This is a genomic window from Pseudoalteromonas sp. SWN166 (assembly GCF_015864485.1).
Classification (GTDB): Bacteria; Pseudomonadota; Gammaproteobacteria; order Enterobacterales; family Alteromonadaceae; genus Pseudoalteromonas.
Window position 1 is genome coordinate 1 of sequence record NZ_JADYXB010000007.1, and the last position, 14,790, is coordinate 14,790.

Annotated in this window: 16 protein-coding genes; 8 read left to right on the top strand and 8 right to left on the bottom strand. The window is 38.2% G+C overall.

Translation table 11 applies throughout. The features are described 5' to 3' along the window. Positions 1–223 precede the first annotated feature (223 nt). From I6F49_RS05750 to I6F49_RS05770, 5 genes are all read right to left on the bottom strand, one after another. On the bottom strand, positions 224–3,478 hold the full coding sequence (locus I6F49_RS05750) for an nSTAND1 domain-containing NTPase (protein WP_166420186.1): 3,255 nt from the start codon (positions 3,476–3,478) through the stop codon (positions 224–226). Positions 3,479–3,639: 161 nt separating this feature from the next. Beyond that, positions 3,640–4,476 (bottom strand): mechanosensitive ion channel family protein, encoded by an 837-nt coding sequence (locus tag I6F49_RS05755; RefSeq protein ID WP_024598766.1) that lies wholly within the window; start codon positions 4,474–4,476, stop codon positions 3,640–3,642. Positions 4,477–4,514: 38 nt separating this feature from the next. Beyond that, positions 4,515–5,258, bottom strand: a complete 744-nt coding sequence (locus I6F49_RS05760) for an LrgB family protein (RefSeq protein ID WP_197179142.1) — start codon at positions 5,256–5,258, stop codon at positions 4,515–4,517. After that, positions 5,251–5,604 carry a CidA/LrgA family protein gene (locus I6F49_RS05765; RefSeq protein WP_197179144.1) on the bottom strand — a complete coding sequence of 118 codons (354 nt, stop codon included), beginning with the start codon at positions 5,602–5,604 and terminating at the stop codon, positions 5,251–5,253. Before I6F49_RS05765 ends, I6F49_RS05760 begins: the two co-directional genes overlap by 8 nt. 71 nt (positions 5,605–5,675) lie before the next feature. Further along, positions 5,676–6,467, bottom strand: coding sequence for a crotonase/enoyl-CoA hydratase family protein (locus I6F49_RS05770; protein ID WP_197179146.1), 792 nt, complete (start codon positions 6,465–6,467; stop codon positions 5,676–5,678). A gap of 367 nt (positions 6,468–6,834) precedes the next feature. Here I6F49_RS05770 and I6F49_RS05775 point away from each other — a divergent pair, with 367 nt between their 5' ends. The 3 genes from I6F49_RS05775 to I6F49_RS05785 are packed head-to-tail and all read left to right on the top strand — an operon-like array spanning position 6,835 to position 8,518. Then, complete coding sequence (locus I6F49_RS05775; RefSeq protein WP_197175369.1) at positions 6,835–7,155, top strand: HI1450 family dsDNA-mimic protein; 321 nt, start codon at positions 6,835–6,837, stop codon at positions 7,153–7,155. 42 nt (positions 7,156–7,197) lie between these two features. Further along, positions 7,198–8,010 (top strand): DUF481 domain-containing protein, encoded by an 813-nt coding sequence (locus I6F49_RS05780; protein WP_197179148.1) that lies wholly within the window; start codon positions 7,198–7,200, stop codon positions 8,008–8,010. Between the two features lie 25 nt (positions 8,011–8,035). After that, positions 8,036–8,518 carry a hypothetical protein gene (locus I6F49_RS05785; RefSeq protein ID WP_197179150.1) on the top strand — a complete coding sequence of 161 codons (483 nt, stop codon included), beginning with the start codon at positions 8,036–8,038 and terminating at the stop codon, positions 8,516–8,518. A gap of 45 nt (positions 8,519–8,563) precedes the next feature. Here the strand turns inward: I6F49_RS05785 and I6F49_RS05790 are convergent, their stop codons facing one another. Both I6F49_RS05790 and ygfZ read right to left on the bottom strand, forming a co-directional pair. After that, positions 8,564–9,049, bottom strand: a complete 486-nt coding sequence (locus tag I6F49_RS05790) for an FKBP-type peptidyl-prolyl cis-trans isomerase (RefSeq protein WP_197175366.1) — start codon at positions 9,047–9,049, stop codon at positions 8,564–8,566. Between the two features lie 12 nt (positions 9,050–9,061). Beyond that, the gene (ygfZ, locus tag I6F49_RS05795) at positions 9,062–9,973 is read right to left on the bottom strand and encodes a CAF17-like 4Fe-4S cluster assembly/insertion protein YgfZ (RefSeq protein WP_197175365.1); all 912 of its coding nucleotides are present in this window, start codon (positions 9,971–9,973) and stop codon (positions 9,062–9,064) included. A 164-nt stretch (positions 9,974–10,137) separates the two neighbouring features. On the opposite strand from ygfZ, the gene I6F49_RS05800 reads away from it, so the two are divergent. After that, positions 10,138–10,389, top strand: a complete 252-nt coding sequence (locus I6F49_RS05800; RefSeq protein WP_024598759.1) for an FAD assembly factor SdhE — start codon at positions 10,138–10,140, stop codon at positions 10,387–10,389. A gap of 55 nt (positions 10,390–10,444) precedes the next feature. After that, on the top strand, positions 10,445–10,801 hold the full coding sequence (locus I6F49_RS20335; protein ID WP_231615048.1) for a hypothetical protein: 357 nt from the start codon (positions 10,445–10,447) through the stop codon (positions 10,799–10,801). Here the strand turns inward: I6F49_RS20335 and nadB are convergent. Further along, a complete protein-coding gene (nadB, locus tag I6F49_RS05805; protein ID WP_166420191.1) occupies positions 10,776–12,386 on the bottom strand; it encodes an L-aspartate oxidase in 1,611 nt (536 codons plus the stop codon). The two genes, I6F49_RS20335 and nadB, sit on opposite strands and share 26 nt — an antisense overlap. A 246-nt stretch (positions 12,387–12,632) precedes the next feature. Between nadB and rpoE the strand changes: the two genes are divergently transcribed. From rpoE to I6F49_RS05820, 3 genes are read left to right on the top strand one after another with little or no spacing between them, the layout of a single operon-like run. After that, entirely contained in the window at positions 12,633–13,214 is a 582-nt protein-coding gene (gene rpoE / locus I6F49_RS05810) for an RNA polymerase sigma factor RpoE (protein WP_002958721.1), read from the top strand. A 1-nt stretch (position 13,215) separates the two neighbouring features. Further along, a complete protein-coding gene (locus I6F49_RS05815) occupies positions 13,216–13,833 on the top strand; it encodes a sigma-E factor negative regulatory protein (RefSeq protein ID WP_197175363.1) in 618 nt (205 codons plus the stop codon). 4 nt (positions 13,834–13,837) lie between these two features. After that, a complete protein-coding gene (locus I6F49_RS05820; RefSeq protein WP_197179159.1) occupies positions 13,838–14,788 on the top strand; it encodes a MucB/RseB C-terminal domain-containing protein in 951 nt (316 codons plus the stop codon). Positions 14,789–14,790 lie beyond the last annotated feature (2 nt).

Below are 14,790 nucleotides of genomic sequence, written 5' to 3' on the forward strand. Positions count from 1 at the left end.
AACGAGTGAAACGTTATATTCTTCCAGAAAAAAGAAAACGGCCCAAAAGTAGGACCGTTCGAATTTCAAAAACTCGGTACACCATTAAGTCAAAACATGCTTAACTGAATGGTGTTAACCCCTAGAGTAGCTAAAAATAGCTTCATTATTGTTTAGCTCAATGTTTACTGTAAAGTTAATTTGCTCTTGATTGTTATTCATCTTATTTCCTTTTTGCTAATTGCTATAGCTGAAAATTAGTAATACCTAAGTTAACTAGGCTTAATTTTATTTCTGAGATTTCGTTTTCCCTGTTTAAACAGGTATAAGCTTGAACTAGCGGGTAAGTTATTTTTACGCTTTGGGTTGCTTTTTTTATTTCAGAGAGCGCCATAAGTGTTTGTTCACAAAATTTAATTTTCAATGCTTCATCATTAATTAATTTAGCTTTTATTAAATTTACATTCGCTAAAATTATATTGTTCTTAATATCATTCATTTTCCATTGTTGGTTTTTATAGCGCTTACTATTTTCAAGCGTATTTAAAAGTTGTTTTGCTTTAAGGAATGAATATCTATTTATAAAATAATGAATCAGGTTTATTTGTGTATTAATAATTTTTATATTTGAAAGGTCATTATTATTAATAAAGTTAATAATATCATTGGTTTTTGTATCAATATCAGAACCATCAGATAGCATTAATTGAAGGGTAAGTGATTGATTGTACATAATTTGGAAGTAATTGTTTTTTGGATCTTGAAGTCGAGCTTTATTTATCGCATTAGTAGCTTGTATGGCCTTTTTATAAGCTTGGCGCTTATTTGTAAAATAGCTAAGTAAGTGACTTTGTTGAATATAAGTATTCGCAAGGCTTTTGAGTAAGCTAGCATCATTTGGGGTACGTTCTAGCATGTTGGTTAATTCATTAGAGGCATTATCAAACATGCTCATAGCTGTATTGAAGTTACCTAAACTTTCCTCAGTACTAGCAAGCCAACTAATAGTATCTGCTTTATCACGTAATAAATTTTTGTTGTTTGGTTTTAGCTCAAGAGCTTTATTTTTAAGGGCGAGCGACTCTGTAAAGCGTTGTTTCGCGGCAGTGTAGTTAAATTGCTTTAAATACAAAGACCCCAGCGAATTATGTGAATACGATAACTCCATAATCGAGTTGAAATCATTCGGTGCTAACGAATACATGATTTCACTGTAAGAGTGGTACTTTTTAAATAATGGCTCAGTAGCAGCATAATCACTTTTATCATAACTAAGCTGCCCTAACCAAAAGGCATTGGCACCCGCAAGTGTGAGTAGCTCTAAGTTGTTTGGCTGGATTTTTAATAATGCCTCAAGGCGGGTGCGGGCGTTTTCAAAGGCGGTGAAGGCTTCGTCGGTTTTACCGCGAGAATAAGCTACCTCTCCCATTGCTTCAAGAGTTTGTGCGTACTGAAAACGGTTGTTAAATTGTGCTTTATCATCGCTAAAGCTAAAAAGTGAACCTGATTCGTCTGTTTGATTTGTAAAATATTCAAGTGCTTTATTACTAATACCATCAAGTAAGTCCATACGCTTTACGCTACGTAATTTATCGGCAAAATCGCCGACCATAAAACCGAGCAGGCTTTCAGCTTCAAGTCGTTTTTGCTGCGCCTGCTGTTGTGCTTTAAAACTGGTGAAACTCATTAATAACGCAATAAATGTGAGTAAACAGAGTGAAAATATTGTGCCGCGTTTTATGTTTGTTTTAGTTTTAGTGCTTTTAATGGATCTTTTAATAAGTGCATGTTCGTTATCGTCAAGCTCGAATACATTATCGTTGAGTAGTGAAATAACTTCTTGCAGTGGTTTACCCGGTGCCAAAAGGTAAGCATTACTTTTACCTTCATTAATCCAGTTTTGTGCTTGGTGTTGTAAGCGGCTTTTTATTGCCAGTGCATCTTTATGGTCATTAATCCAGTTTTTTGCACGAGGCCATTGGCGTAATAGTGCCTCGTGAGCAAGACTAAAACAGGCTTCGCCATTTTGTAAGTGCGATACAAATAAACGGCTTTCTACCATGGCCTGCACAAATTCTTTTTGGCTTTTATTATTTAATGTTTGCCAACGCGCTGCTCGGCTAGTAATAGTTTTACCATCAGGGTTTAGGGTCACTAATTGCGATAACACGCTATTAAGTTGTTGCTGTTGCTCGCTGTTTAGGCTAATAAATACATCTTCTGCTTTTTTACCGATTGCGCCCTCAATACCACCTAGTTTTGTATAAACACTGTGTAGTAGCTCGTTATTATCACTGCGTTGTAAATACAGTTCCTGCAGTGTGTATTGCAGCATGGGCAGTGCGTCGGGGTTATTAGCTGTATCGGCGCAAAGTATTTCATCCAGTGGCGTTTGGGTTTCTGGGTCATTCGAGAATGTTAAATTAGCGGTTAACGCTGGCAGGCGAATAATTTGTTGTAGATCGTGCCTGTTTGGTGGTGTTAAATCGTAGTGTGCGCCATGAGCTTTACCTGCCATTAGGCTGGGTTGTTCAACCACTAAAGGATAAAAGTCGTTACGACACGCACTAAATACAATCACTGTTTTAGAGGTTGCTAAGCGCTCAATAACCGATAAAAAATGGCTGCGTGTTTCGCTACTAAATAAAGGAGAAGAAAGTAGCACTTCTAGGCGGTCAATAAATAAAAATAACTGCGGTGTTTTAAGTTGTGTAGAGGTTTTGCCAAGTGCAGCTTGTATGGCGTTAATTACGTCATCTATTGCCAATTCTAGTTGTTCTGCAAGTGTTTGCGCGCTTAATCCTTCAAACACAGGCAGGTTGTTTATATCCCAATCAAGCAGTGCGGAAGCTAAATCTAAAAAAAGCCTATTTTGATGGACGTCTGCAAAGTCGAGCTGAGCGTAGGAAACCACCCCAATGCCATTATAGCCTCGCTCATCAAGTAATTTAGGCAATATACCCGCATTTACAAGTGATGATTTACCTGTGCCACTTGGACCGAGTATTAAGCAAAAAGCACGACCAAATTTAACTTGGCTCGATATTCTATTGAGTAACGTTTCTATAGATTGATTACGGCCAAAAAATAGGTGTGTATCGCTTGGGTTGTAGGCGCTTAATCCTAAAAAAGGAGAGCCACCTTGCCATGTGTTTTCAGTTGTTTTTATGTCTTCAGCTAGAGGAAACTCAAGTTTTGCAATAACGCGGTAACCACGCTTTCGAATAGTTTCTATGTAGGTAGGTTCACTTGCTTTATCACCAAGGGCTTTTCGTAACTGTGTAATTGTTTTATGAAGCGGGTTATCGCCCACCTCAACATTTTTCCAGCATTGATCTAATAGCTCGTCACTCGTAACAATTTCGCCTTTTTGTAAGCACAGATGGACTAATACATCCATGGCTTTTGGTTCTAACTGTTTAGTTTTTTCTGCACGCTGAAGAGTATTTGACTGGGGATTGACTTGCCAATCACCTAAATAAAAAGGGCTGCGATTCATAATGGCTCATTATTGTTATTATGTAATTAAAGCGAGTGATTTGCCGACTTTTTTAACTAAGTCTTTATATTACAGATAAAATAACAAACAGATAAAGAGTTTTATGCAGTAAAAGTGGTTTATTGATGTGGGTAATTCAATATTGAGTTACCCACTGAGTTTTATGACTCTATATCGCTTTTATTTATAGTAACTACGCGTTGAGGGAATGGGATTTCAATATCAGCATTATTAATTGCTTTATAAACACCACCGTTAATAGCTAGCTTAGTTTCGATAATTTTAGTTGTAGGTACCCAATACCTGTAACTAATAGTTACGCCGCTATCAGCAAAACGCTCAATACCTACTTGTGATAATGGATTTTGCGCGACTAATTCATGGGCTTTAAGTACGTCTTCAATAAGGCTAATTGCGTTATCAGAGCAAGCACTATAAGCAATATCTATCTCACCTTTTACTAATGAGTAACTAAACGAGTTGTGAAGTATTTCGCCCACAATATGTTTATTTGGAATGGTAATTTCTACTTTTTCTTCGTTAATTAAAATGGTGTAGCCAAGTTCAATCGTTTTAACTTGGCCACTGACATTTTTAACTTCAATAGTATCACCAACAACAAAAGGCCGTGTGGCTATAATGGCAAGGCCCGCACCATAGTTAGAAAGCATGCCTTGTAGTGCTAAACCTGCACCTAAAGATGCTGCACCAATGGCCGCTACAAAAGGCGTAACGCTGATACCTATTTTGCCAAGTGCAATAATTATAACCATTACAATTAGCAGTACTTTTACCACGCTACTGACAAAGTTAGTGAGCGTAATGTCAACATTATGGCGAGTCATTAAGGCCGCTACAAATTTGGCAAGCTTTTGCGCTATCCATAAACCAATGAGGACGATAAAAATAGCGCCAACAATTTGCATACTGTAGGTAACCATATACTCAGTAAGCATGGTGTAATATTTTTCAAACTGTTCAATTTCAGAACTGATCATAAAGCGCTCTATGTTAGGGCTATGTTGTATTTTTCCAACTATAGCAAAATGTTGACTAAAAATGGATATAACAGCGGCACTATAATCGCGGTTAATAAAGCGCTTAGCGCCATTGCAACTGATGAGTAAGCGCCAACTTTTGGGTGTTCGGCAATAGCAGCGGCAGTCCCAATTGCGTGACAAGCTGTGCCCATGGCAACACCTTGAGATTCGTGATTAAAAATATTAACGAGTTTAAAAAGCATAAAACCAAATAAAGCCCCTAATAAACCAATAAAAATAACTAAAGCGGCGGCAAGAGAGCTAATCCCGCCTAATGAGTCGGTAACAATTAAAGATATGGGCGTAGTAACACTAAGAGCAGCAACAGATGCACTTAGCTGCGTTGGCGCATTAAATAGCATGCTTAGTAAAAATGCTACAACGGTTGCGTTAACAATACCTAAGCTACAAGTTGCGACTATGAGTAATAGGTTTTTTCGTACGTGCGTAAACTGCTGATATAGCGGAAGTGCTAAAGCTACAATCGCGGGCTCTAATAACCAACTTAGTAATTTGCTGTGCGAGGCAAATTGCGTATAAGGCAAATTTAGATTAACTAGCAATAAAGCGATAATACTAATACTTAAAAATACGGGGTTAGTGAGCGATTTAAATACGCTGTTTTTTATACTTTGGTTTACGGCCCTTAATGCTAAAAACAATACAATAATAAAAGGGATACTTAGCCACCATAAATTAGGCTGTAGCTCTGAAATAGCGGAAAAAGTTAAATTAGTCATTATTTTCTTTTCCCTTAAAATACGCAATTACACTGCTAACAAGTAATAAGGTCGTTATAGGGACTAGCACCACAACTGAGGCTAAAAATGCCCAATGCGATTTTATAAGGCCTAGATGTTCAATAAATCCCACACCTGCAGGAATGAAAAAGATAGGCATAATATTTAAAATAGGGGAGGCGCATGGTTTTACATGTTGCTCTTTTACAATTCCAGATAAGAGTAAAGCTAATAAAATAACCATAGCGAGTAACGGTGCAGGAAAGCTCCCACCAATAAAGTGCATAATGAGTTTAGCTAAGGCTAAACATAGTAAAATAATAGCGCTACTGAGCAGATATTTCATCAAAGTGGCTCACAGAAAAGATAAGAGCTTAACTTTAACAAATCAAACTCTTTTATGCATTGTGCAATAGTCTACCAATGCTTTGTGTTTGCGTAGGTTATACCCGCTTTTCCTTTAGCTTTAGCAATTGCTTTTTTAGTGTTTGGATTTAGTAGCAAGCGAATTTGGCTAAAAGTTTCTTTAGCGAGTATTTTACGTTGGTTTGGTTTATAGCTAAGTTGTGTAATACGTTTAATTGCAGCAAGCGTATCGGGTGAGCGTTCAAGTAATGTATTGAGCATGTTTTGCGTGGCTTGTTGGGTATCATCGGTAAGTTGAGTAACTAAACCAAGCTCATTTGCCTGTTGTGCTGTAATAGGGTTTGCATGGCTTGCAAGCCAAAGAGCTTGATCTCTATTAACTAAACCGCTCATCATTACATTTGCTCCCATATCGGGGCATAACCCCCAACGAGCTTCCATAATAGCAAGCTTGGCATCAACATGAACAATCCTATAATCAGCTCCTAAAGCTATTTGTAAGCCTCCCCCTAAACAGTTGCCATTAATTTGTGCAATAACGGGCACACTTAGCGACTGCCAGCCTAATACCACTTTTTGCGCTAAGTTCTGATTGCCCGGCAACCATTTGAGTAATAGTTTTACTATGTTCATTGGCGCTGCCATTACTGCTGATATATCAAGGCCGGCACAAAAATGCTCGCCATCGCCTTTTATTACAACAGCGCGAATACTACGATCCTTTTTTATATTTTTAATCGCTTTGTTTAGCTCTACAAACATTTCAAAGCTTAATGCATTTTGCTTTTTAGCTCTGCTAAGCGTGACGGTTGCAATGCCATTTTGTTTTTCTAGTTTTATCATTACATACTCCTCTGACCTGTTACTTGAGCTTATGTTGTTATAAGAATTAAGTAAAGTGATGGTATTTTTAAATAAATTGAATTTATTAGTAAAGCGGTAGTCTTAAATGATTGGTTTTAGATGATAAAAAACTGAACAATTTTAATTTGGGATAATAAAAATAGTTTAAGCTGCTATTTAAGCTTAAATTATTAAAAGTAACCTTTATATTCAATAAGTTACTTAAATTATTCTTTATCGTTTTAGTTGTATGCTGAATAAAGCATGACTCGGTTACAAAAAAGTCAGTGTTTTAAGCTTTTTTTTATCAAAATGATGATGAGATTTGATAATATAGCGCAACTTAAAAGCTTAAGGTTAAGCACATATGTCGGGTCCACGTTTATATACGGTAGAAGAAGCTACTCACCAAGCTTATGATATTTTTTTAGAGTTAGCGCCAAATAACTTAAGTGATAAAGATGTTGAAGACTTTAATGAGTTTAGAGAAGACCTAGGCTTTATTGAAGAAGATGAGCCAGATGATCAGTGGCAAGACTTTGTAGCCCTTGAGATAGAGCCAGAGCACTTTATTCAAGTATTGGTAGGCTTAGAATTTGAAAATGATGATGTTTTGTTTGCTAAAATTTTGATTAGTCGTGATAAAGATGCACCGTTTTGTCATATTTTATGGAAAGAAACTGAATAAGCAATACGGCTTATTTTTATAATTGTGTGCAGAGAGAGTGATGTGCGTAAGTATTTATTTTTAATTTTTTTGATAATTAGCTGCCCAAGTTGGGCGGTTGATCCATTTGAAGATTTTCATGAATATGGCAAGCTCTCTGATGAAGAAATTCATGAGTTACATAAAGGTGAAATGTTTTACGGTGATACTGAATTTGGCTTTATTTTAAGCAAAGGTAACACTAATTCGACCAGTTTTAAGCTCAAAGGTAATTTATACCAAGATTTTGAAAAGTGGCGAAATCAATTCAAAATAGACTCTCTTTACAAGCGTGATCATAATGATGATACGGATGAAACGGATGTAACAGCAAACCGTATATTTGTATCTGCTCAAGGTAACTATAAGGTGGGCGTTAAAAACTCTTCATTTTTTATTTACGGCGATTACGAAGAAGATGAGTTTAGTGGACTTGATTTTAAAAGCACAATAGCAACAGGTTATGGTGCGCGTGTATATCAAGGCTCTAAAAACAAAGTAGATATTGATGTAGGACCTGGTTTATACCGCTCAGTAGCTGATGAAGATTCGGACGTGAGCGAAGATGAAATTAATAAAACCGGTTATTTAGTACGTGTTGCAATGCAGTGGGAACGTTTGGTTTCTAAGCGTACTCGTTTTAATCAAGATGTGAGTATAGAGCAGTCGCTTTCAGGTCTTAATTCTCGCTTAAAATCAGAAACCGCACTGATAAGCCAAGTGATTGGCGCGGTATCGCTTAAATTTACCTACATGTATCGTTATAATTCAAAACCCGAAGATGATAAACTCAAGTTTGACTCAGAGCTGAGTGCTACATTGGTGTACAGCTTTTAAGTATTTATTTAATTTAGAGAATATTATGTATCAGCATAAACAGTATGCGGTGTTTATCTTTTTTGTATTGGCGTGGATTGGCGGTTTTGTGGCGCTTGCATGGAATTTGTTAGGCGCTGATGGACCTTTAATAATATTTGCTGGGATTTTAGTGCTGGTGGGCTTTTTGTTCCATGGTCTAACAGTAAAAGTAGATGATAAAAAAATTAGCTGGGCGTTTGGTCCAGGCGTTGCCGGTCAAAGTATCGAGCTTAGCGAAGTAATAGAAGCTAAGGCAGTTCAAAACTCTTACAGACACGGTATTGGTATGCGAATTACTCACGATGGCTGGGTATATACAGTATCTGGTTTTAGTGCGATACAGCTAACGCTTAAAGATGGCACACTGTATCGAGTTGGTACAAACGATCAAAAAGGTTTATTGGCCGCTCTAAAAGAGAAGAACGTGTTAATAGTGCTTCCTAGTAAGGTAAAAAATGAAACGGTTAAACCTAGTAATATGATATAAAAAAAGCGCCTTAGGCGCTTTTTTTATATCTGCTTTTGCAGTGTGTTAGTGGTCGTGACCACACCCACCTTCGCCATGTACGTGGCCGTGAGTTAATTCATCTTCTGTAGCATCACGTACTTCTAGTATTTCTACATCAAAGTTAAGTGTTGTGCCTGCAAGTGGGTTATTACCATCTACAATCACTTCTTCATCTTGAATATCGATGATCATTACTGATTGGTCGCCATCGTCTGTTGAAGCACGAAACTGCATGCCCACTTCAATTTCCATGCCTTCGAACATTGACTTAGGTACAGCTTGCATTAGGTTTTCGTGGCGTTCGCCATAACCTTCATCAGGTTCAACTTTTACACTAAGAGTGTCGCCTGGTTGTTTGCCTTGCAAAGCATTTTCTAGGCCTGAAATTAAATAGCCTGTGCCAATGATAAAGTGTAGTGGCTCACCACCGAACGAGTTATCAATGCTATTGCCATCATTATCCATTACCGAATAATGCATTTTTACCACTTTGTTTGCCGCAACGATCATAGTCATTCCTATTTATTCATCTTCAAGAGAGTAGGGTAGAGGCAGAATGCTTAGCTCCACCTGAGGTGTGTGTTTTGCACGAAGTACCTGAGTTACATCAGTATCGTTTGGCAACACAACAAGGCCTGTTAATTTATTTGTTCGCTCATCAAAGCTCTGTGCAATAAGTTTACCAGCACGGCGCCAGTTTTCGCCTAATTGGGTTTCTAAATCGGGCTCTGAAAGTAGTCCTTCGCTTTGCCCTGAAACGATATACATTGCACGCTTATTTTTACCTAGGTACTTCATGCGAGCCACAGTTTCTTGACCGGTATAACACCCTTTTTTAAAGCTTATACCGCCAATAGCATGTAGGTTTACCATTTGAGGAACATACTCGCCAATTGCATCAGCACTTAGCTGTGGCTCACCTGCAAGCATGGCTGCTTGTTGCCAAAGAGCTTCGTTATCAAGTGTAGATACGTTATCAGGCATGCTAAATTGGTTATCAACCATTAATAAAACACGGTTATCAGCTAATTTTAATGCTTTACCATTTTCAAAGTCACACGCGCTTGCATCGCCTTCAAAGCTAATATCAAGTTGTGCAAGTACATCAGATAAGTCATCACCAATTAAGCCAATTAAACGCCTTGAACACTCGCTGATATCAACTTTTGCAAATACAGCATATTTTTTAAGTTCAGCTAACGATTTTTCAACTTCGGCTTGGCTACCCGCAAGGTAGTAGCTATCTTGATAAGAAAATAATTTAAATACGCCCCAAAGTTTACCTTTAGCGCTGCAATGGCCAGCCCACAAATAATTACTGCTGGTTAATTTATTTAGATCTTGAGTGATTTGCCCGTGTAAATAAGATAATTTATCAGCACCGCAGAGGCTAATAAGTTGATGAGATAACGGACATGCATAAACGCTCGACATAAAAACCTTCTTTGCAATATAAATGAAGTGACATAATAACGCAGTTGCTACGTATGGTACAGACAAGCACCTAATGGTGTGGGTTTATTATTTAATGAGAGATTAATAGCTGCTAAATAGGCTTGTGTTTGTTAAACTCGAGTCAATTAAGTATGAGGTTTAAAATGGTTGAAATTCATAGTAAAGCACGTATTCGTTGGGCTTGTCGTCGTGGCATGTTAGAGCTAGATGTTTTGTTTATGCCGTTTGTAGAAGAAGCATACGACTCTTTAAACGCAGAGCAACAGGCTATCTTTCAGCGTTTGCTCACGGAAGAAGATCCTGATTTATTTGCATGGTTTATGGGCCATCAAGAATGTAAAGATGAGCAGCTAAATAGCATGGTACAACTTATCTTAGACCGAGTTCGTGTATAGGTTTACGGTTACAAATAATAAAGCTGACCACAAACCTATTGTGGTCTTTTTTTGCATGCTGAGTTTAATATTATGCTTATTTTTAAGTTCAGTTTTAGCTATGATTTTTTGCTTGGTAATGAATGTGGTCGCTGGTTTTGTAGTTTGGCAAAAAGTGTTAGCAATTCACCCAAATCACGGCGTTATAATATTAGAACCTAAACTATTTCGATTTGAGGGTGAAGCTTTACAAGTTCAGGGCGAAATTAGTAAAAAAAGTCGCTTTTATGGCAATAGCATCTGGCTGCATATTAAGGGTTTTAGTAACAGCCATTGGCTAATAATTTCAGCCAATGGTGTTAATAAACAAAGCTATGCACGCTTAAAGCGCGCGGCTTTAAATGCGATTAATTTCGCTTTGGAGTCAAAATAGTCGGTGTTGGGTTTTCATTTTGTTCAGGGTAGTCAATTGTGTAATGCAATCCTCGGCTTTCTTTTCGCTCCATCGCACTTCTAATAATTAACTCAGATACTTGCACTAAATTACGAAGCTCAAGTAAGTTATTACTTACTCTAAAGTTTGCATAGTAATCGTGTATTTCTTGCTGCAGTAACTCAACTCTGTGTAATGCGCGTTCTAAGCGTTTAGTTGAGCGTACAATACCTACATAATCCCACATAAATAAACGTAGCTCATGCCAGTTATGGGTAATAACTATTTCCTCGTCTGAATTACTAACACGGCTTTCATCCCAATGAGGCAGTTCCATTGGCTCAGGTGCATGTTCAATTTTGCTTAAAATATCTTTAGCTGCAGCGTGGGCAAATACAATACATTCTAATAGTGAATTACTTGCCATACGGTTTGCACCGTGCAGGCCTGTATAAGCCACTTCACCAACTGCATATAAGTTATCGAGATCTGTTTTACCGTTAAAGTCAGTCATTACGCCACCACAGGTGTAATGGGCGGCAGGTACAACAGGGATTGCTTCTTTAGTTATATCAAGGCCAACACTTAAGCATTTTGCATAAATAGTAGGAAAGTGCTCAATAATAAAGTCTTTATCTTTGTGGCTAATATCTAAATAAACACAATTAGCACCTAAACGCTTCATTTCAAAATCGATTGCGCGTGCCACTATATCACGTGGAGCAAGCTCTTCACGGCTGTCAAAGTCTTTCATAAAACGCGTGCCATCAGGGCGTTTTAAATAGGCCCCTTCACCGCGCATCGCTTCGGTAATTAAAAAGTTTTGTAGCTCAGGATGGTAAAGGCTTGTTGGATGAAATTGATTAAATTCCATATTGGCAACTTTACAGCCTGCGCGCCATGCCATTGCAATACCATCACCACTTGATACATCCGGATTAGATGTATACAAATACACTTTACTTGCACCACCAGTTGCAAGCGCAACAAATTTAGCTGAAATGGTTTCTACCTTTTTCGCTTTTTTGTTCCACACATACATACCTTCAATGTGTGAGCCTGTTTTACCTGCGCTTTTATCTGTAATTAAATCAATGGCGTTGTATTGCTCTAAAAGCGTTATATTCTTATGAATTTTAACTTGGCTGATAAGTGTGGTTTGCACCGCTTTGCCAGTGGCATCGGCAGCATGCAAAATACGACGATGGCTGTGACCGCCTTCACGTGTTAAATGAAAACGCTCTTTTCCTTTGCTATCAAACTCCATATCAAAGGGAACACCTTGGTCAATTAACCACTGTAGGCAATCATGAGCATTAGTCGCTGTATAATGAACAGCGTCTCTGTCGCATAAACCGCCGCCCGCATCGAGTGTATCTTCAACATGAGATTCTATGCTGTCGTTTTGTTTATCAAATACTGCTGCTATACCACCCTGGGCATATAAAGTAGAACCTTCGGTAAGCGCTCCTTTACTGATCACGGTAACGTTACAATAATTAGCGAGAGATAATGCAAGTGATAAGCCTGCTGCGCCGCTACCGATAATAGCGACATCTGCAATGTGATGTTTATTTTGGTTCATGTCAGAGGTACTTTGCGGTTACAATGCCCATATAGAGCAATATTTGTTTTTAATATCTGTAGTTGTATCATATTTGTCATACTACTACGTAGTGATTTTGAAGGCTTAGCGCCGTTATTTATCATCTATTTTATAAAAAAATAATATTAAGCAGAACTTTTTATTCATAAAGAGGTCAGAGTATTTGTGAACAATGACGACAATATGAATAACAAGCAAAAATCAGACATAGGAGTACCGGCTCGAATGAGCGAGCAGGAATTAGATTTAGTGCTAGTAAAAAGGGTCCAGCAAGGAGATAAAAACGCCTTCAACCTATTAGTAAAGAAGTATCAAAACAAAATTGCAGGTTTGATCTCACGTTATGTATCTAACCAAGGCGATATTGCTGATGTAGCACAAGAGGCTTTTATTAAAGCTTACCGTGCACTTCCTAACTTTAGAGGTGACAGCGCCTTTTACACGTGGTTATACCGTATTGCCGTTAATTGTGCTAAAAATTACTTAGTAGCCCAGGGGCGTAAACCGCCAGCAAATGATATAGACGCCGAAGATGCCGAATTTTACGATTGTGCAGATTCAATGCGATCTAATGCATCTCCTGAAAACCTACTTTTAAGCGAAGAAGTACGCGCTGTTATTTTTAATACGATTGATAGTTTGCCTGAAGATCTTAAAACCGCAATCACCCTTAGAGAAATCGAAGGGATGAGCTATGAAGAAATAGCCGTGGTAATGGATTGCCCAGTCGGGACGGTGCGTTCGCGTATATTTCGTGCCCGTGAAGCAATTGATAACAAATTAAACCCATTAATAGGCGAGTCTTAGTATGACAAAAGCACACCTTAACAAGTTAGATAACGAAGCGTTATCAGCATTACTTGATGGCGAGCAACATCTGACCGATGCAAAAATTGCAGAGCAAGATGTCACTACGTTTGGCCGTTATGCGTTAATTGGTGATGCGATGCGTGCTCAAAAAAATAATAACGACATACATATTGATATTAGCGATCGCGTTGCATTAGCACTAGAAAGCGAGCCTGTTTATGCTGACTTTAGTCAGACAAAAACACAGCCTCAAGCAATCACTGAAACAGTACAAGATAATAAAGTAGTGGCTTTTAATTGGCGCAAGCCAGTTGCTCAACTAGCTATTGCAGCAAGTGTGGCAATGTTTGCTATTGTAGGCGTTAATACGTTACCTCAAAGCAACAACGACCAACAAAGCGAAATTCCATTACTGCAAACCACACCGCTAGCGGGTATGGCGTCACCAGTAAGTTATTCATCTGAGCCTGCGCTTGAAAACGCAGAGCAAGGTTTGCGTGAACTGCAGCAACAACGTATTGGAGCATTAGTTCTTGAGCATCAACGCCAAGCACGAGTTGCGAATTCTTTAGAAACAGCGCAAACTAATACCAAAGCGTCTGAGGAAAAAAACTAATTAAATGAAAGTAATCACTTTTGTTCTGTCGTTGGTAGTAAGCTTTAATGCATTTGCCAGCGACACAAATCCTGCCAAAGATTTATTACTACAAATGGCGAATGCCGTTCATACCCGTAATTTTGACGCCTCGTTTGTGGTTGTTAAAGGTAAAACAATGGAACCCTACCGCTGGGTGCATGCTTTACAAGATAACACCGAACTTGAGCATTTAAGTTTACTTAATGGTGCTGGCCTAGAAATGGTGCGCATTAATAACCAAGTTACTTATTTTGAACCTCAGTCTGAACCCTACTCTCTAAAAACAGATTCAATAGCTGGACCAATTCCTGAAGTACTTTTTAAAGATATAGATCGCTTAAGTGCGCACTATGACTTTGTGCTTGGCGGAAAGGGTCGTATCGCAGGGCGTGCTGCACAGTTAGTTCGCATAGAGTCTAAAGACGAGTATAAATATAATTATTGGATTTGGCTGGATATGGAATCGTCGTTGTTATTAAAAGCAGCATACGTAAACCATGAAGGTGAAGCCTTAGAGCAATTACAACTTACGCATATTAGTGTGACAGAGCAGCCAGCCAGTATGCTACTTGAAGTACTTAATCGAAACTTTCCAACGCCTTTACCAAATAATGCACTTATAAACGAAGATAGTGCTGCCACCAACTGGAAAATAAGTTGGTTACCAGATGGTTTTGAGTTACTAAAATCAGATAGGCATAAGCTCGATTTAAATAATGAATTAACTGACTATTACTTGTTCTCTGATGGTTTTGTTGAAATTTCGGTATTTATTCAGCGCCCATTGCCAGGTAAGCGTTTAAGCGGAGCACTAACCTCTGGTGCAACGACAGTATATGTGCATAATGGCGGTAATTTTGATGTATCGGTTGTTGGTAATGTACCGAGTATGACCGCAAAAGCGATTGCAGAGTCAGTTACTCGCGCATTATAAAC